The sequence below is a fragment of the Fructilactobacillus frigidiflavus genome (assembly GCF_044054575.1).
Classification (GTDB): Bacteria; Bacillota; Bacilli; order Lactobacillales; family Lactobacillaceae; genus Fructilactobacillus; species Fructilactobacillus frigidiflavus.
Map to the genome: position 1 here is coordinate 1,499,607 of NZ_CP168716.1, position 17,323 is coordinate 1,516,929.

At 37.7% G+C, this 17,323-nt stretch carries 20 protein-coding genes; 2 read left to right on the forward strand and 18 right to left on the reverse strand.

From position 1 onward, the window contains the following. Positions 1-100: 100 nt before the first annotated feature. From ACEPSS_RS07585 to ACEPSS_RS07650, 14 genes are all read right to left on the reverse strand, one after another. On the reverse strand, positions 101-523 hold the full coding sequence (locus ACEPSS_RS07585; RefSeq protein WP_395318835.1) for a F0F1 ATP synthase subunit epsilon: 423 nt from the start codon (positions 521-523) through the stop codon (positions 101-103). A 12-nt stretch (positions 524-535) separates the two neighbouring features. After that, on the reverse strand, positions 536-1,948 hold the full coding sequence (gene atpD / locus ACEPSS_RS07590; protein ID WP_395318837.1) for a F0F1 ATP synthase subunit beta: 1,413 nt from the start codon (positions 1,946-1,948) through the stop codon (positions 536-538). Between the two features lie 20 nt (positions 1,949-1,968). Then, complete coding sequence (locus ACEPSS_RS07595; RefSeq protein WP_395318839.1) at positions 1,969-2,886, reverse strand: F0F1 ATP synthase subunit gamma; 918 nt, start codon at positions 2,884-2,886, stop codon at positions 1,969-1,971. Between the two features lie 20 nt (positions 2,887-2,906). Then, on the reverse strand, positions 2,907-4,433 hold the full coding sequence (atpA, locus tag ACEPSS_RS07600; protein ID WP_395318841.1) for a F0F1 ATP synthase subunit alpha: 1,527 nt from the start codon (positions 4,431-4,433) through the stop codon (positions 2,907-2,909). Between the two features lie 31 nt (positions 4,434-4,464). Then, entirely contained in the window at positions 4,465-5,010 is a 546-nt protein-coding gene (gene atpH, locus ACEPSS_RS07605; RefSeq protein ID WP_395318843.1) for an ATP synthase F1 subunit delta, read from the reverse strand. After that, complete coding sequence (gene atpF / locus ACEPSS_RS07610) at positions 4,997-5,512, reverse strand: F0F1 ATP synthase subunit B (protein WP_395318845.1); 516 nt, start codon at positions 5,510-5,512, stop codon at positions 4,997-4,999. The genes atpH and atpF overlap by 14 nt, the downstream gene beginning before the upstream one ends. Before the next feature lie 38 nt (positions 5,513-5,550). After that, on the reverse strand, positions 5,551-5,763 hold the full coding sequence (gene atpE, locus ACEPSS_RS07615; RefSeq protein WP_014082203.1) for a F0F1 ATP synthase subunit C: 213 nt from the start codon (positions 5,761-5,763) through the stop codon (positions 5,551-5,553). Positions 5,764-5,782: 19 nt separating this feature from the next. Continuing rightward, complete coding sequence (gene atpB, locus ACEPSS_RS07620; protein ID WP_395318847.1) at positions 5,783-6,493, reverse strand: F0F1 ATP synthase subunit A; 711 nt, start codon at positions 6,491-6,493, stop codon at positions 5,783-5,785. Positions 6,494-6,713: 220 nt separating this feature from the next. Beyond that, a complete protein-coding gene (upp, locus tag ACEPSS_RS07625; RefSeq protein WP_395318849.1) occupies positions 6,714-7,340 on the reverse strand; it encodes a uracil phosphoribosyltransferase in 627 nt (208 codons plus the stop codon). A 51-nt stretch (positions 7,341-7,391) separates the two neighbouring features. Next, complete coding sequence (glyA, locus tag ACEPSS_RS07630; RefSeq protein ID WP_395318851.1) at positions 7,392-8,633, reverse strand: serine hydroxymethyltransferase; 1,242 nt, start codon at positions 8,631-8,633, stop codon at positions 7,392-7,394. 55 nt (positions 8,634-8,688) lie between these two features. After that, on the reverse strand, positions 8,689-9,708 hold the full coding sequence (locus ACEPSS_RS07635) for an L-threonylcarbamoyladenylate synthase (protein ID WP_395318853.1): 1,020 nt from the start codon (positions 9,706-9,708) through the stop codon (positions 8,689-8,691). After that, positions 9,708-10,574 carry a peptide chain release factor N(5)-glutamine methyltransferase gene (gene prmC, locus ACEPSS_RS07640; protein WP_395318855.1) on the reverse strand — a complete coding sequence of 289 codons (867 nt, stop codon included), beginning with the start codon at positions 10,572-10,574 and terminating at the stop codon, positions 9,708-9,710. Before prmC ends, ACEPSS_RS07635 begins: the two co-directional genes overlap by 1 nt. After that, positions 10,558-11,646, reverse strand: coding sequence for a peptide chain release factor 1 (gene prfA, locus ACEPSS_RS07645; RefSeq protein ID WP_395320530.1), 1,089 nt, complete (start codon positions 11,644-11,646; stop codon positions 10,558-10,560). Before prfA ends, prmC begins: the two co-directional genes overlap by 17 nt. Positions 11,647-11,682: 36 nt before the next feature. Next, on the reverse strand, positions 11,683-12,234 hold the full coding sequence (locus ACEPSS_RS07650) for a thymidine kinase (RefSeq protein WP_395320532.1): 552 nt from the start codon (positions 12,232-12,234) through the stop codon (positions 11,683-11,685). A gap of 220 nt (positions 12,235-12,454) precedes the next feature. Between ACEPSS_RS07650 and ACEPSS_RS07655 the strand changes: the two genes are divergently transcribed. Both ACEPSS_RS07655 and ACEPSS_RS07660 read left to right on the forward strand, forming a co-directional pair. Continuing rightward, a complete protein-coding gene (locus ACEPSS_RS07655) occupies positions 12,455-13,807 on the forward strand; it encodes a MurT ligase domain-containing protein (protein WP_395318857.1) in 1,353 nt (450 codons plus the stop codon). Next, positions 13,807-14,511, forward strand: a complete 705-nt coding sequence (locus tag ACEPSS_RS07660; protein ID WP_395318859.1) for a type 1 glutamine amidotransferase — start codon at positions 13,807-13,809, stop codon at positions 14,509-14,511. The genes ACEPSS_RS07655 and ACEPSS_RS07660 overlap by 1 nt, the downstream gene beginning before the upstream one ends. Positions 14,512-15,051: 540 nt before the next feature. Here ACEPSS_RS07660 and ACEPSS_RS07665 read toward each other — a convergent pair. The 4 genes from ACEPSS_RS07665 to ACEPSS_RS07680 all read right to left on the reverse strand — a co-directional run bounded on the left by ACEPSS_RS07665 (position 15,052) and on the right by ACEPSS_RS07680 (position 17,316). Continuing rightward, complete coding sequence (locus ACEPSS_RS07665; protein WP_395318861.1) at positions 15,052-16,086, reverse strand: GH25 family lysozyme; 1,035 nt, start codon at positions 16,084-16,086, stop codon at positions 15,052-15,054. Positions 16,087-16,195: 109 nt separating this feature from the next. Beyond that, a complete protein-coding gene (locus tag ACEPSS_RS07670) occupies positions 16,196-16,630 on the reverse strand; it encodes a phage holin family protein (RefSeq protein WP_395318863.1) in 435 nt (144 codons plus the stop codon). 3 nt (positions 16,631-16,633) lie between these two features. Continuing rightward, entirely contained in the window at positions 16,634-16,879 is a 246-nt protein-coding gene (locus tag ACEPSS_RS07675) for a hypothetical protein (RefSeq protein ID WP_395318865.1), read from the reverse strand. A 2-nt stretch (positions 16,880-16,881) separates the two neighbouring features. After that, positions 16,882-17,316 (reverse strand): hypothetical protein, encoded by a 435-nt coding sequence (locus ACEPSS_RS07680; protein WP_395318867.1) that lies wholly within the window; start codon positions 17,314-17,316, stop codon positions 16,882-16,884. Between the last annotated feature and the right edge of the window lie 7 nt (positions 17,317-17,323).

Sequence of the window (17,323 nt, forward strand, 5' to 3'; positions counted from 1 at the left end):
CAAGCAAAAAGCGACTAAATTCAATTTGAATTTAGTCGCTTTCGTTTAGAATTATTGATTAAACTATCAATTAATCAGTATGATTTGCTAAAAAAATAAACTAATGTTCTGAAATATCAATACGGTTAATCGCTCTTCGTAGGGCAACTTCAGCACGTTTCATTGAATCAGTATCATGATTTTCGTTAGCTTCTTTAAGATGCTCTTGCGCACGCTCTTTCGCATTTTCTGCCCGAGCAACATCAATCTTACTTTTAAGTTCAGCACTATCAGCCACGATGGTTAGCTCATTATTAGAAAATTCAGCAAATCCACCATTCACGGCTAAAATATCCGAATTATCATTAGACTTAATTTGTGCAGAACCAATTTTTAAAGAAGCAATCACCGGAATGTGATTAGCCATAATACCTAATTCACCTGACTGTGTTTGCACAACTGCAAGTGAACATTTCTCATTTGAATATACTTCACCATCAGGAGTAACGATACTAACGGTTAACACTGAACTATTATCAGCCAATTAGAACCCTCCTTATTTGTTGGCTCCTTGTTTAGATTCGTTGTATTTAGCAACGACATCTTCAATTGGACCACAGTTTCTGAAGAAATCTTCAGGTATTTCATCGTACTTACCTTCTAAAATACCCTTAAATCCAGCCACAGTATCTTTAACAGGGACGTATTTACCGGGAACTCCAGTAAACGTTTCTGCAACAGAGAAAGGTTGTGATAAGAAGAATTGAATCCGACGAGCACGGCCAACAATGGTCTTTTCTTCGTCTGATAATTCATCCATCCCTAAGATTGAAATAATATCTTGAAGTTCACGATATCTTTGTAATTCATGTTGTACTTCACTAGCTACTTTAAAGTGTTCGTCACCAACAATGTTAGGATCCAAGGCCGATGAAGTTGAAGCTAACGGATCAACGGCTGGATAAATACCTTGTTGCGTTAATGAACGTTCCAAGTTAGTGGTTGCGTCCAAATGGGCGAAGGTCGTTGCAGGAGCAGGATCGGTATAATCATCGGCTGGAACATAAACAGCTTGAATTGAAGTGATTGCACCCTTTTTAGTTGATGTAATTCGTTCTTGAAGTTGTCCCATTTCAGTAGCAAGCGTAGGTTGGTAACCTACGGCAGATGGAATCCGACCTAACAAAGCGGAAACTTCAGTCCCGGCTTGCGTGAATCGGAAGATGTTATCAATGAACAATAACACATCTTTACCTTCTTCATCACGGAAGTATTCAGCTAACGTTAATCCAGTTAATGCGACCCGCATTCGAGCACCAGGTGGCTCGTTCATTTGTCCATACACCATGGCAGTTTGTTTCAATACTCCGGAGCCTTTCATTTCGAAGTACATATCATTACCTTCACGGGTTCTTTCCCCAACTCCAGTAAAGACTGAAATCCCATTGTGTCCTTGGGCAATATTATGAATCAATTCTTGGATTAAAACGGTTTTACCAACTCCGGCACCACCGAATAATCCAACTTTACCACCTCGAATATAAGGGGCAAGTAAATCAATAACTTTGATCCCAGTTTCAAGCACTTCCGTTGATGGATTAATTTCATCAAACTTTGGTGCTTGACGATGAATTCCCCATCGTTCGGCATCTGGACCAAATTGTGGTCCGCCATCAATGGTTTCACCTAAAACGTTAAATACTCGACCTAGAGTGTCATTACCAACAGGAACTTCAATTGGATTTCCTGTATTTTCAACTTCCATACCACGACGTAAACCATCAGTTCCGTCCATGGCAATCGTTCTAACCACTCCATCACCTAATTCAAGGGCAACTTCCGTAACTAAGACGTCGTTTTCACCTTTTTTAACTTTAAGAGCGTCGTTGATTTTTGGTAAGTCACTATCTAAGGGAAACTCAACGTCGACAACTGGTCCAATAACTTGTACAACTTTACCAGTACTCATTATGCGTTAATTCCTCCTCTTTAGTGATTCAATGCTTCCTGACCACCAGTAATTTCAGTGATTTCAGTAGTAATAGCAGCTTGTCTAGCTCTATTGTATTTTAATTCCAAGCTTGAAATTAAATCTCCAGCATTATCTGTAGCAGCTTTCATTGCCATTGAGCTTGAAGAATGCTCAGCGGTTTTTGCATCTAAGATAGCTCCATAAACCAAGCTTTCAGCATATTGTGGCAAAATCGCTTCTAACACTTCTTTTTCTGAAGGTTCGACGTCATATTCAGCTGATAAAACTTGCGTCTTAACAGTTGATCCGGCACCATTTGCCCCATCCATACTTTCTTCCACAGCTTCACGGTCCATTGGAAATAATTTTTGTGCTTTAAAATCAGAACGAATCCGGTTTACGAAGTGATTTGAACAAACATATAGTTCCGTAAAGACGCCATCTTCATACATTTGGCTAATTGCTTTTACAATTCCCTTCACTTCACTAAATTTTGGAATATCAGAAACACCTCGATATTCGTAAGCTACATCGGCTCCATTCTTTTTATAGAAATCAGCTCCATTTCCCCCGACGGCTAAAATTAAATAATCATCCTTGTTAGGGGTATGTTTTTCGATGAAACGATTAGTTCCCCGAATTGCATTACTATTGTAACTTCCCACCATTCCGCGATCTGAAGTAATCACTAAATATGCGGTCTTAGATTTTTTACTACTATCAGCACTTGAAGGTTTTTGGTTGTCTAACATATGAGTGCTAGCAAGATGCATCACGACTGACTTAATCTTAGAAACATATTGGTCATAAGTTCTCGTTTGACCTTGGATTTGATTTAACTTTACAGTTTGAACCATCTCCATTGCTTCCGTGATTTTACGAGTACTTTTTGTTGATGCAATTCGATGCTTAACTTCATTCATTGATTCAACCATGACTATGACCTCCCTTCAAGTTATTTAGCTTCGTCATCTTTAACTGATGGTTGGAAAATATTTGCAAATTCTTCAATTGCTTGATCCATGTCAGCTTGTTCCGGTAATTTACCGGTATCTTTAATTTGTTTTAATAAATCAGCATGTGAATCATCAAAATAACTAAAGATTTCAGCTTGGTATCTTAAAACATCGTCAACTGGTAATTTGTCCAAGTAACCATGGGTCAAACAGTAAAGGATTAGAACTTGTTTTTCAACGGAAATTGGATCATGAAGTTTTTGTTTTAAAACTTCAACGGTTCTAGCACCACGATCCAACTTAGACTTAGTTGCTTCATCAAGATCTGAACCAAATTGCGCAAATGATTCAAGTTCGTGATAAGAAGCTAAGTCAATCCGCAACGTACCGGCAACTTTCTTCATGGCAGGAATTTGAGCATCCCCACCAACCCGAGATACTGAAGTACCAGCATCAACAGCCGGACGATCACCAGCATAAAACATGTCGGCATTCAAGAAAATTTGACCATCAGTAATTGAAATTACATTAGTTGGAATATAAGCGGAAACATCTCCCGCAAGCGTTTCAACAATTGGTAAGGCAGTCATTGAACCACCACCAAGTTTGTCACTTAATTTAGCGGCCCGTTCTAGCAAACGTGAATGGGTGTAGAAAATATCACCAGGATAAGCTTCACGACCAGGAGGACGTCTCAAAATCAAGGAAAGTTCACGATAAGCATTGGCTTGTTTGGTTAAATCATCAAAGACGATTAAAACCGACTTACCCTTATTCATGAAGTATTCACCCATTGTTGCACCAGCATAAGGAGCCACGTATAACAATGGAGCTGGTTCTGAAGGACCTGCGGAAACCACAATTGTGTAATCCATTGCTCCAAATTTATTTAAAGTATCAACTTGTTGCAAAACAGTTGAGTCTTTTTGACCAATGGCAACGTAGATACAAATCATATCTTGATCTTTTTGGTTCAAGATGGTATCAATTGCAATTGATGTTTTACCGGTCTTACGGTCCCCGATAATTAATTCCCGTTGACCACGACCAATTGGAACTAAAGCATCAATTGCTTTGATTCCAGTTTGAAGTGGTTGATCAACTGATTGACGTTGCATAATCCCGGGAGCTTTGTGTTCGATTGGTGCAGTTTGAGTGGTATCGATATCTCCTTTACCATCAATTGGTTGACCTAAGGCATTTACAACCCGTCCAACCATTGCATCACCGACAGGAACTTCCATGATTCGTCCAGTCCGTTTAACCGTATCGCCTTCACGAATTCCAGTATAATCACCCAAGATAACGATCCCAACGTTGTTAGTTTCCAGGTTTTGCACCATTCCGTAAACTCCGTTTTGGAATTCAAGTAATTCACCAGATAAGGCGTTATCAAGACCATAAGCACGAGCAACACCATCACCAAGATATGTAACAATACCAGTCTCGTCTACAGTAAGGTCATCTTTATAGCCTTCTAATTGTTTTCTAATTAGAGCACTGATTTCTTCAGCCTTAATGCTCATAAAAGTTTCACCTCTTTATTGAAAGATATCATTATTTTAATAATAACCGCTTAACTTGTTCAATTTTAGTACGAATACTACCATCAAACACCACGTCCGATGATCTAAGAATTACACCACCGATGATATCTGGATTAGTTTTTGTAGACAATTCAACTTGTTTAGCGTTAATTCGTTGACCGAATGACTTAGCTAAATTATCTTTTTCAGTATCGCTTAGTGGGATTGCAGTAGTTGCTTCTGCTTTTACAATCCCATGTTTTTCATTATATAGATTATTAAATTCATCAATGACTGCATCCAAATCATTAATCCGATGATATTCGAATAACATGTTAATCAAATTCTTCACGAATGGTGAAGAAACACCAGCAACCAAAGGATTTAATAATGATGCTTTTTGCTTACTATTCAAAGCAACTCCACTTAATGCAATTCCTAATTCCGGATCTGCTTGAAGTACTGCTTGAAGCGTATTCAATTCAGCTTTAGCGGTAGCAATCTCGTTATCACTTTCTAAAGCTTCGTATAGCGCCTTTGAATAACGTTTGGCAACATCAAGCTTAGTTAGACTCATTATTACCCAACCCTTCAATATAAGAATCGATTAATGCCTTTTGATCATCAGCATTTAAACTCTTCTTAATGATTTTGGAAGCAATTTCAATAGATAAATCTGCTACGTCATTTTTAGAATCAGCAAGCGCATCTTTCTTTTGTTGTTCAATATCTGCTTGAGCTTTTTCTTTCAGCGATTGAGCATCTGAACGTGCTTCTTCGATAATTGTATCACGACGCTTGTCACCTGTTTGTTGAGCTTTGTTAATGATTTCACCAGCTTCTTCTTGCGAATTAGCAAGTGCTTCTTGGCGTTGTTTTTCTAATGCAACTGCTTTATTTCTTGCTTTTTCTGCTGTATCAATATCGTCTGAAATTTTATCAGCACGATCTTGCATCATTTTCGTAACTGGTTTCCAAGCTACAACTTTGATGGCAAACATTAAAATAAGAAATAAAATAGCATAGAATAATGCATCACCAATGTTAAATTCAGCTCCGACAATTAAATGTGTAAACATCTATTGACACCTCCTTTTTCGAAAGTAGAAAAATGTTACTACTTGTTCATTACTAACATAGCAATAACGAAGGCTAAGATAGGCATAACTTCAATCAAAGCAACCCCAATGAACATGTTAGTTCTTAAAGTGTTTGATAATTCTGGTTGGCGTGCCATACCTTCAAGCATTTTAGAAATCAAAATTCCATCACCGATACCGGCACCGATAGCGGCACCACACATAGCGATTCCTGCTGCAATAAGACCCATGAGTAAATCCTCCTATTTTTTATTCCTCAACAACTAGTTTGTGAGCAACATATACACATGATAAAGTTACAAAAACATAGGCTTGGATACAACCAATGAAGATTGAAAATCCTTGCCAAGCTAATTCTAAGGGAGCTGATACAAGAATCATACCAACCCCACCAGAAAAGGCCATTTTAGCAATTAATCCTGCTAATAGTTCACCAGCAAAAATATTACCGTACACCCGAATCCCCAAAGTTAAGAAATTCGTCAATTCTTCCATCAAGTTAATTGGTAACAAGTATGAAATTGGTTGCATATAGGTTTCAAAATGTTTCTTGTAACCTAACTTCTTAACACTTGAATATTGTGCAAGCAACAATGACATTAACGCAAATGACATTGCAACAATTGGGTCTGCAGTCGGGCTTTTAACATAGACTACTCCGCCAACTTCAATGTGTAAAAACAATCCCAAAAGATTAGAAATTAAGATGAAGTAGAAGAGCGTAAATGCCCAAAGCCCGTAGTCCTTGGTTGAACCACTTGGCATTGTAGACTTAATAATTCCGTTAGTAAAGTCAATCATATACTCTAAGAAATTTTGTTTTCCCTTTGGTTTTAACTGAATTTTTCGCGAACAATAAAAAACTAAACCGAAAACAATTAAAGCCACAACAATACCAGAAATCATATTTCCAACATTAAAGGTTAACCCCATCAATTGGAAAGTACGAGTCTTGTCCACAATATATCACCTCTTTTTTCCTTTCATTTTAGTGAACGGTAAGGAAAATAGATGCAGTAACTTACCACCCATTTTAGAAAGTAATTAAGAAAATCACAATCTAAAATTCACTAGAATTTTACCACTGTCTTAATTATAATTCAAAGGCAAATACTCCATTTCTTAATATTTATTTGAAAAACAAAAAAGCAGAAGTCATCTGACTTCTACTTAATTTTAATTATTTAGTCCCAAATAAACGATCACCGGCATCACCGAGACCTGGAACAATGTAGCCATTTTCGAGTTTATCATCTAAAGCTGCTGCATAGATATCGATATCTGGATGGGCTGCTTCAAGCGCTTTAACTCCTTCTGGAGCAGATACTAAACAAACAAACTTAATGTTTTTAGCACCACGCTTTTTCAAAGCATCAATTGCCATGATAGCTGAGCCACCAGTTGCAAGCATTGGGTCAACGACTAACACTTCTCGTTCACTAATATCTGAAGGTAATTTACAAAAATATTCATGCGGTTCAAGGGTTTTTTCATCACGAAACATTCCGATATGACCAACTCGGGCACTAGGAAGTAAATCCAAAATTCCATCAACCATTCCGATTCCGGCACGAAGAATTGGGACAATCGCAACTTTTTTACCAGCTAATTGCTTAGCATGTGCAACACCCATTGGAGTTTCAATATCCACATCTTCTAAAGACATATCACGAGTAACTTCAAACGCCATTAAATTGGCAATTTCGTTCACCACTTCACGAAATTCATTTGTCGCAGTATCCTTATTTCTAATAATACTTAATTTGTGTTGAATCAAAGGATGATCCATAACCTGAAATTTACCCATACTAAACACACTCCCCTTTTATTTACTCTTATTTTACCACATTCCTGTGTTTTATCGAGTAATTGGGTGAGTAGCACACATGGCTTCAACTTCAGTTTTTACCTCAGCTAAAACTGCTTGATTATCGTAATTTTCAATTGCTTTAATAATTAAATCGGCAACTTTTCGGGAGTCTGCTTCATCAAAGCCCCGTGATGTAATTGCTGGAGTTCCAATTCGTACCCCACTAGTGATAAAGGGACTTAATTGTTCATTTGGTAAGGCTTCTTTGTTAGTTGTAATTTTTACGGAATCTAATAAGTTTTGCGCTTCTTTACCATTTAATTTCGTCTCAGTTAAGTCAATCGTCATTAAATGGTTATCAGTTCCACCAGAAACTACCCGAATGTGAGCTGATTTTTCAAATTCATCAGCCATGGCTTGTGCATTTTTAACCACTTGCTTTGAGTAAGTTTTGAATTCTGGTTGTAAATCTTCATAAAAAGTGGCAGCTTTTCCAGCAATGACGTGTTCCAGTGGTCCACCTTGGGAACGTGGAAACACCGCTGAATTTAATTTCTTCGCATTTTCTGTTTGCGATAAAATCATTCCTCCACGTGGGCCCCGAAGGGTTTTATGCGTGGTAGTGGTCACAACATCCGCAATTCCCACTGGACTTGGATGTAACCCAGTTGCTACTAGTCCTGCGATGTGAGCCATATCAACCATTAAATAAGCGCCTACTTCGTCAGCAATTTTACGAAATTCATTCCAGTCAATGATTCGACTGTAAGCAGAGGCTCCCGCTACAATCATTTTAGGATGAACTTCTTGAGCGATTTTTCTGATTTCATCGTAATCAAGTAATTCTGTTTCATGATTTAAACCATATGAGTATGATTTATAAATTTTACCAGAGAAGCTAACTTTTGCACCGTGAGTCAAATGCCCACCAGCATTTAAATCCATTCCTAAAATCACGTCACCGGGTTTTAAGAAGGCTGCATAGGCTGCTTCGTTAGCTTGTGATCCAGAGTGAGGTTGCACATTGACGTATTCAGCACCAAATAATTCCTTGGCCCGATTAATGGCCAAATTTTCCACCACATCAACGTCTTCACAACCACCATAATAACGGTGACCAGGATAACCTTCAGCGTACTTATTGGTTAATACAGAACCTTGAGCAGCCCGAACTGCATTAGAAACAATGTTTTCGGATGCAATTAATTCAATCGTGGTTTCCTGCCGCTGCTTTTCGTCGGCAATGGCATCCCATAACTCAGGATCATCTTTTAAATAGTCATAACTCATAATTAGTTTACCTCACTTTTAAACTGGAATAATTTAGCAAAATTGCTTGGCCTAATTATACTTGGTCAAAATGTTTTTGACCAGCAGATTTACTTAAGCGATTCATGTAGGCTTCCCCCAGTCCATCAGCAGTAAATCCTTGAACTAAAATCGTCTTGATAGCTGGATTTAAATCGAACTGACGTAAGCCGGCAAAAAGCAAGTGACTAGCTGAATTGATGTCGGTTCCTAAGCTAAATGTAACTGTGTTATCAGGCCAGACATGACTAGTAATTACCTCATCGGTTGCTAAAATTCCCACCATCTCTTTTTGCAATTTAGTCCAATTAGCTACTTTTTCCCAATCTCGTGTTGCATCAACAATTTGTACATCAGCATTGGGAGAATAATGGGTGTATTTCATTCCAGGGGCCTTAGGAATATCATTTTTCCCGACTTTTTTTTCGGAGTCATCGACTTTGCCAATTACCGTTTCAATTTGTGCTTGAGTCACTGCCCCAGGCCGCAGAATGGCAGGCGTTTTAGCTGACATATCAATCACAGTTGATTCAACTCCCACTTCGGTTGCACCCGCATCTAAGATTCCAGCGATTTTACCGTGCAAATCATGGTAAACGTGTTCGGCTAAAGTCGGACTAGGTTTTCCAGAAGTATTGGCAGATGGCCCAACTAATGGAACTCCCGCTTGTTTAATTAAAGCAATGGTCGCTTGCTTATCTGGATTTCTAAACGCAGCTGTATCTAGGCCACCCGTTACTTTTTTGGATAATGCATTCGGCTTGAGGTTTAAAATGATCGTCAAAGGACCTGGCCAAAAAGCCTTAATTAACTTTTGCGTTTTTTCATCTAATGGTAAAGCGTATTTTTCCACTGTAGCGACATCAGCCACATGGACAATTAAGGGATTATCACTCGGACGCCCCTTAGCTTTATAAACTTTTTCAACGGCTGTCACATTTGTAGCATCTGCGCCTAATCCATAAACTGTTTCGGTCGGAAATGAAACCAAATTTCCTCGCTTAATTTCTGCTGCCGCTTGATCAATTTGATCAGGTGTAAATATTTTTGTTTCCATTATTTACTCTCCTTTAACTTCATTTTAATCATCCGATCATGTCCGGCTAAATCCTGGTGCAAAATAACTTGAGCAGTTGCATGCTGACTAGCCAGCAACTCGGTCACTGCTTGTCCCTGTTGAAATCCAATTTCAAGATAAAGGACTCCTTTTTCAGTCAGATAATTAGCAACACTGACAGCTAATTGTTCATAAATGAATAAGCCATCGTGTTTAGCAAATAGAGCTAACTTTGGTTCATAATCCAGCACATCTTGATCCATTAACTTTGTTTCATCATGGGCAATATACGGTGGATTTGAAACGATTACATCAAATGTTTCATCAGTAAATTTTGCCAGTAAGTCACTTTCTACAAAATTAATTTCAACATCATTTAATTGGGCATTCTCTTGAGCGACTTTTAAAGCATCTGCCGAAATGTCTGAGGCCGTAACTTGCCATTGGGGGCGTTGCTTTTTTAACGCAATTGCAATCGCCCCACTACCAGTTCCAACGTCTAACACTTGTAGTGGTCGGTTCGGATAATCATGTAAAATCCATTCCACTAACTCTTCAGTTTCTGGACGCGGAATTAAGACGTTTTGATTGACACGCAGCGGATAGCCATAAAAGTAAGTTTGTCCAATAATGTACTGAGCAGGTTCCCCACTAATTAATCGGTTAACATTCGTTTCAAATTGCTCACGGACCTCACTAGGCATTTTAGTTCGATAATTACCCAGTAAAGTGGTTAAATTCCAGTGCATTTGGTTTAACAATAAAAATTGACCTTCATCGGCTTCGATATTTTTCCCTTTAAGACACAAAGAAGCCCATTTCAGGGCTTCAAAGAATGTGACATCCGGTTTAAGCTTCGTTGTCATTTAAGTGCTCCATTTTTTCTGCTTGATCTGAAACAATCAATGCATCAATAATTTCACCTAAATCACCGGCCATTACCTTGTCTAATTTATTTAAAGTCAAACCAATTCGATGATCAGTTACCCGGTTTTGAGGGTAATTATACGTCCGAATTCGTTCAGAACGGTCACCCGTTCCCACCGCAGACTTACGTTGCGCATTATATTGATCTTCTTCTTTTTGTTTGTAAAAATCGTAAACTCGAGCTTTCAAAACGTTCATCGCTTTAACCCGGTTTTGTTGTTGGGATCGTTCATCTTGCATGGCAACCACAATTCCAGTTGGCAAGTGGGTCATCCGCACTGCTGATGACGTTTTGTTAATATGTTGTCCCCCAGCACCTGAAGAACGGTACACATCGGTCCGAATATCGGAAGGGTCAATGGTAATGTCAACATCTTCTTCTTCTGGCATTATCCCAACTGTGGCAGTTGAAGTATGGACTCGTCCAGCTGATTCCGTTTCTGGTACCCGTTGAACTCGATGGGCTCCATTTTCAAATTTAAGTTTTGAATAAACGTTGTCACCATTAATCATCAAGACAATTTGCTTGAAACCCCCGACTTCGGTAGGAACTTCATCAATGATTTGCACTGTCCACCCTTGGGTTTCGGCATACTTAACGTACATGTTGTATAAGTCACCAGCAAACAAGCTAGCTTCATCCCCACCAGCAGCTCCATGAATTTCCATGATAATATTTTTATCATCATTAGGATCTTTGGGAATCAACATGATTTTTAATTTTTCTTCCAGTTCAGTTTTTTGTGCTTCTAAATCAGCGATTTCAGCCTTTACCATTTCATTCATATCATCATCAAGCTTTTCTTTCAACATTTCTTGATCATCATTGAGTGATTCAGTCACTTCTCGATATTGCTTATAGGTATCAACCGTTTCTCGTAAATTACCTTCTTCTTTAGATAATTTCATGAAGCGCTTGGTATCGGAAATAACTTCAGGATCACTGATTAATTCACTAACTTCTTCGTAGCGATCAGATACTGATTGTAATTTATCAAAAATCTGATCCATTTTATTATCGGCCATTTTACTCCTCTTTCTAATAAATTATTTCGGTGGGTGATTATAGTGTTTTCGACAAACGGGATAGTAAGATTCATTACCGCCCATTACTACTTGTTCACCTTCATAAACGGGTTTTCCTTCATGAAAACGAAGATTCATGGTTGCTTTCTTTTCACAAAACCAACAAATCGTCTTCATTTCCTCTAACTTATCGGCATAAATTAAAAGATATTTTGAACCTTCAAACAACTGATTTTGAAAATCGTTTTTTAGACCAAAGGCCATCACCGGAATATTCAAATCATCGACTACTTGGGCTAATTCTTGAATATGGTGTTTTTCTAAGAATTGGGCCTCATCAATTAAAATGCAGCTCACGCGGCCCTGAATTTCATTTAAGCGGTTTTGGACCAATTGCATGGCATTTGCATTCGGTTCAATGGCGATTGCCTCGCGTTCTAATCCAATTCTTGAAGCAATGGTCCCGGCCTTTTCACGTGTATCTAAAGCACTGGTCATTAGAATAACTTGCTTACCTTGTTCCTCATAGTTATGTGCTACCTTAATAATTTCAAATGACTTTCCACTATTCATGGCGCCATAACGAAAGAAAAGTTGTGCCAAAATATCACCTTTTTCTATAAAATACTCTCATTTTCATTATAGCTAATTTTTCGCTTTTCTGCATTCGGAATTTAGAATTGTTAATGTAACGTAAATAAAGATGTTACTAATTTTAGTTTAGTAGCCCGTTTTATGCTAAAATCAAAAGTACTGGATTACAAAATATTTTAAATTAAGGATGTGAGCGTTAATGACTTTTAAGAGTGATATTGCAACTCTAGCGGGAAAATCTTCATACTGGTTTTTGCATACCTTTATGGGCGGTGGTAGTTCTCTACCTGGAAAAATCACCACTAAAATTGACCCCGATGTTTTAACCGAACTTGGGAAAAACTACGATGTAATTATCGTGAGTGGAACTAACGGTAAAACTTTGACCACTGCATTAATTGTGCAGGTATTAAAAGAAAAATATGACGAAATTCTAACTAACAAAAGTGGTTCCAACATGATTCAAGGAATCGTATCTACTTTTTTGGAAGCAAAACAACCACGAAACGGACAAAAGCCAATTGCCGTCCTTGAAGTTGATGAAGCCAACGTTCAATTGATTGTAGAACAAGTTAAACCAAAGATGTTTGTTTTAACTAATATTTTTCGAGATCAACTTGATCGTTACGGTGAAATTTATACCACTTATCAAAAAATTCTTGACGGAATTGAATTAGCTCCAGACGCTACAATCGTTGCTAATGGTGATGAACCAATTTTTAATTCGGTTGAATTACCTAATCCGCAAATTTACTATGGTTTTGAAAATCAACCAGCAACTGGGAACTTTAAAGCTCATGCTAATACTGATGGTATTCTTTGTCCAATTTGTCACCACATTTTACATTATCGTTATTTAATTTATGCTAACTTAGGCGATTACTTCTGCCCTAACTGTGGCTATCATCGTCCAGAATTAAAATACAAAGTTACTAGTGTGGAAAATCAAACCCCAGTTGAATCAAAATTTGCCATTGATGGCCACCAATATCAAATTAGTGTTGGTGGAACTTACAATATTTATAATGCCTTGGCAGCTTATGCTGTGGGTCGTGAATTTGAAGTTTCCCCTGACCAAATTAAACATGCCTTTGCTGCTAACGAACGGATTTTTGGGCGTCAAGAAGAACTTCATGTTGGTGATAAAGATGTCACAATTATTTTAGTTAAAAACCCAGTTGGGACTAATCAAGTAATCGATTTATTGGCAACCGAACCTGATCCATTTTCGTTTATGGCTTTGTTAAACGCTAATTACGCCGACGGAATCGATACAAGTTGGATTTGGGATGGTGAATTTGAACGATTACCTAAGATGAACATTCAGCAGTTTGAAACTGGTGGATCACGGTATAAAGATATCACTTTCCGACTTAAAGTTGCTGGAGTTCCTGATGATAAACATATCATCCAACCTGACTTAGAAAAAGTCGTTGATGACATTCAAAAGATGCCCACCAAAAAGGTCTACATTCTAGCTACCTACACGGCAATGATGGAAATTAGAGCAATTCTAGCTAAGCGTGGTTACATCAAGGGAGGCCAAAAATAATGACAATGAGTATTAGAGTAGCTCATCTTTATGGTGATTTAATGAACACTTATGGTGATATTGGTAATATTTTAGCCCTTCAATTTTACGCTAACCAAATTGGAGTTGAGGTTACCGCTGATATCGTTTCTTTAGAAGAAGACTTTAAAGCGGATGATTATGATTTTGTCGTTTTTGGTGGTGGCCAAGATTTTGAACAAACGGTCGTGGCTGAAGATATTCAGACCAAAAAGGATGAATTAATTAAGTTTATTGAAGCTAATAAGCCCATGGTAGCCGTTTGTGGTGGCTACCAAATGCTTGGTAAGTATTATGTGGATGCTAAAGGACAAAAATTGCCAGGAATTGAAGCCATGAATCACTATACGGAACAACAACAAGATCATCGTTTTATTGGTGACGTTGTGATTCAAAACGAAAAGACTGGTAATAAATACCATGGTTTTGAAAATCATCAAGGAATTACATTCTTAGGTGAAGATGAACATCCCCTTGGAAAAGTATTGCAAGGTTACGGTAACAATGGTGAAGATGGTACTGAAGGTGCCGTTCACAAAAATACCGTTGGAACATATTTTCACGGACCAATTATGGCGCGAAATGGTAACTTTGCTAAATATATGTTATTCCAAGCTCTACAAAATAAGTATCCTGACACTGATTTCACTGAGTTAAAGAAACAAGTTAAAACTTATGAATATTAAAAAATAAACCTGAATTAATTAAAATTCAGGTTTATTTTTTTGCAAACAAAAAAGGCCCCCATTTGGGACCTCCTTGCTGGAAAAGAGTAGTTTCGTTATTTTATAACATATTGAGTATACCATAATTGATAAATTATGGTATACAGAAAATAATTTTTAAAGGAGGATACAGGATTTGAAAGTATTGATATAACAACGATAGTAGCTATCAAGTGCAAAATTAGTGCAAAAAAATTATAAAACAAGCTTTTAGTTTCTTCCATTGTATAGTAGGTTTCTATGTAACTAAAAACTGCGTATATTAATCTAGTCTTGGTAAGCATTAGTTTAATTAAAAAAAGCGCAAAACAAAAAAGCCCACCACCAATTAAAGGTAGTGAGCTTTTTCGTATCGTATATATTTTTTCATCAGCACCAGTAAATGCTAATGTATTTTAGATTATAGCACGGCTAGCTAAAAATGCTATTTACCGCCCTTGCCTTTTCCTTTTTTCTTGCATTTAGCCACTTTAATCATCTCCTTTCTAGATTAATAAGTCTTTAACGGTAGTAAAGAATTACTTGGTTTGGATAGATGGTTGTATTCATATCTCCATGGAATACATCAGGGTTGTTAGCCACGATAGTATCTGGACGGTCGCCAACCTTATCTGAGTCTTCAGACATTCCCCAAAGCGTATCGCCATCTTGGACTACATACTTGCATTCAGTTAATGAAGTTTCGCCAAAGTCAATGCCACGATCATTAACTAGTAGCACGTTACCAGCATAAATAACTGAGTCAACACCATTAGGGAATTGGTCAGGGTTATTAGCGATGATTGTTGCGATACTATCTCCAGTAAGTTGTGAGATTTTAGTTAAGGTGTCATCTTGTTTGATTTTGTATTGAACAGGCGTCCACTCAACATGTGGTTGTTCTTCAGTAGTTGGAAGTGTAACTTCTGGCTTGTCTGAATAATCAACGGATGAGTTACCGATTAGTGCTGAATGGAAGTCATAACTAGCGTCAACTCCGTACCAGTCATCAGTCCACTGCCACATGTTAGCGTCATCGACATTAGGTTGTGATGTTCCGTAACTTGCTGGCCAAATGAAACTAGAATACAAGTTCGCGTGGATAATACGTCCAGATGTGAACCAACTGGCCATCGAATAAGTACCCACGTTCTTAATCCCAGCAGCTCTAACTGCCTTAAGCCAAACGTTGCAATCATCCGTTGCGTTGTATGAGTTATAAGTCTCATCTTCTTCATCAAGGAAGGCGAAACAGTTTTCTTTGTCTAGTCCCATCAAAGTAAATTGAGTGATAAAGTTTTGAGCTTCAAGCAACATGCCTTCGTAAGTACTTGAGTAGCAATAATGATATGCGTGGACTGGTAAGCCCACAGCATGAGCATTGTTAATTTGTTCGGCCGCACGTGGGTTTTGTGAATAAGGATAGCCATCTGTCCCGGCGGTAAGCTGAACAATTACCCCTTTACATCCGTGGTCCTTTAAATATTGGAAAAACTCTAAGTCTGATCGTTGAAATTTAGCAAGGTCAACAATGATTGGGAACTCTAATTCTGCCATTTTAAATCTCCTTATAAATTAATAGGATAGCCAATTGAAATGGCTATTAGTGATAAAGCTACAAAAATTATTATGGTTAAAATCAAACTAATTAGATTGTTCATAAACTTTATAGCTTCTTTTCGTTTTCGTCGGGGACTGGATCATCCGTGTGGATAGAACCTGGTCGCATTTTCTGCTCAATTTTCTTTTCGTCAAAGAATTGTCGCCATTCTGGCCGAAAAGGCAAACCAATTGCAATCCAGTTTTCTAATAGACTTTGTCCTTGTGAGAGTACTAAAAAAGCGATAATCGTATCGCCGAAATATCCATATCCCATTAAATCGATGTAGGGATACAAAAACATCGGAACAATAACAATCATCGCGTGTTTAGCGAGGCCATTAACTGAAATAGTAGAGTTCACTTTTTTAAGTGAAACGCCACGAGCTGTGCCTAAAATGACGTCTAGGACAACTACTCCAATTAACAGTTGAAACATTGTTGAGCCAAAGCCCTTATCCAGTGAACTTATATACATGTGCAAAAAAGTTTGTGAGTGCATTAGCTAGCCTTCTTTACTTGTTCCCGTAGGTGCGTCAACTTCATCAGATAAAGAAAAGGCCTTGATGTTAAACTCTGAAAGGTCTTTTTGAACATCTGTTTTATTTGCGTCGTAAAGTTTTTGATTGACAATAGTTGCATTCAAACTAGCGTTACCATCGCTTTTAACATTTGCAGAGAAAATCATTGCTGATTGTCCGTCAAAGTCACTACTTCCGTTTAATTGAATTGATTTGTTTGTTTTTAACATAGTTATTCTCCTTCTCTAAATCCTGCATCTTCTAGTACGTCAATTAGTGTCCCGTAAGCAATCAAGTTATCGCCTTGTAGATTATCGTTGTAATTAAGTAATGCTTCGTACAATGTTTGGAATTGGTCTTTGTAATCATCAACTGTTAAGGCTGAGTCTTCTTCAAACATTGCATTTTGTGCATTAGAAAAGGGAATCAACTTCTCTTGCTCAATGTCTAAATTACCATTTTGCAAGATAATTGGTTCCCCTGATTGGTCAAGCTTGGCATAGCTTTTAGCTATTTCCATTCGTTCTTCATTTACTTCTTGTGCTTTTTTGTCTAGCAATTTTAAAGCTCTAAATCTAGCACGATTAGTTTTTCCACCACTTAGATTAATATTTCTAATAAAAGTAATCGTTTGTTGAATGTTCCCTTTTTTTAATTTAATTTGCATATGAATT

Excerpts from the sequence above, each read along its gene's own strand:
- atpE (WP_014082203.1), bottom strand. The coding sequence starts at position 5,763 with ATGGGTCTTATTGCAGCAGGAATCGCTATGTGTGGTGCCGCTATCGGT.
- ACEPSS_RS07650 (WP_395320532.1), bottom strand. The coding sequence starts at position 12,234 with ATGAATAGTGGAAAGTCATTTGAAATTATTAAGGTAGCACATAACTAT.
- prmC (WP_395318855.1), bottom strand. The coding sequence starts at position 10,574 with ATGACAACGAAGCTTAAACCGGATGTCACATTCTTTGAAGCCCTGAAA.
- ACEPSS_RS07635 (WP_395318853.1), bottom strand. The coding sequence starts at position 9,708 with ATGGAAACAAAAATATTTACACCTGATCAAATTGATCAAGCGGCAGCA.
- ACEPSS_RS07655 (WP_395318857.1), top strand. The coding sequence starts at position 12,455 with ATGACTTTTAAGAGTGATATTGCAACTCTAGCGGGAAAATCTTCATAC.
- prfA (WP_395320530.1), bottom strand. The coding sequence starts at position 11,646 with ATGGATCAGATTTTTGATAAATTACAATCAGTATCTGATCGCTACGAA.
- ACEPSS_RS07680 (WP_395318867.1), bottom strand. The coding sequence starts at position 17,316 with ATGCAAATTAAATTAAAAAAAGGGAACATTCAACAAACGATTACTTTT.
- ACEPSS_RS07665 (WP_395318861.1), bottom strand. The coding sequence starts at position 16,086 with ATGGCAGAATTAGAGTTCCCAATCATTGTTGACCTTGCTAAATTTCAA.
- atpF (WP_395318845.1), bottom strand. The coding sequence starts at position 5,512 with ATGTTTACACATTTAATTGTCGGAGCTGAATTTAACATTGGTGATGCA.
- atpH (WP_395318843.1), bottom strand. The coding sequence starts at position 5,010 with ATGAGTCTAACTAAGCTTGATGTTGCCAAACGTTATTCAAAGGCGCTA.
- ACEPSS_RS07660 (WP_395318859.1), top strand. The coding sequence starts at position 13,807 with ATGACAATGAGTATTAGAGTAGCTCATCTTTATGGTGATTTAATGAAC.
- atpD (WP_395318837.1), bottom strand. The coding sequence starts at position 1,948 with ATGAGTACTGGTAAAGTTGTACAAGTTATTGGACCAGTTGTCGACGTT.
- ACEPSS_RS07670 (WP_395318863.1), bottom strand. The coding sequence starts at position 16,630 with ATGCACTCACAAACTTTTTTGCACATGTATATAAGTTCACTGGATAAG.
- ACEPSS_RS07595 (WP_395318839.1), bottom strand. The coding sequence starts at position 2,886 with ATGGTTGAATCAATGAATGAAGTTAAGCATCGAATTGCATCAACAAAA.
- upp (WP_395318849.1), bottom strand. The coding sequence starts at position 7,340 with ATGGGTAAATTTCAGGTTATGGATCATCCTTTGATTCAACACAAATTA.
- atpA (WP_395318841.1), bottom strand. The coding sequence starts at position 4,433 with ATGAGCATTAAGGCTGAAGAAATCAGTGCTCTAATTAGAAAACAATTA.
- ACEPSS_RS07675 (WP_395318865.1), bottom strand. The coding sequence starts at position 16,879 with ATGTTAAAAACAAACAAATCAATTCAATTAAACGGAAGTAGTGACTTT.
- glyA (WP_395318851.1), bottom strand. The coding sequence starts at position 8,633 with ATGAGTTATGACTATTTAAAAGATGATCCTGAGTTATGGGATGCCATT.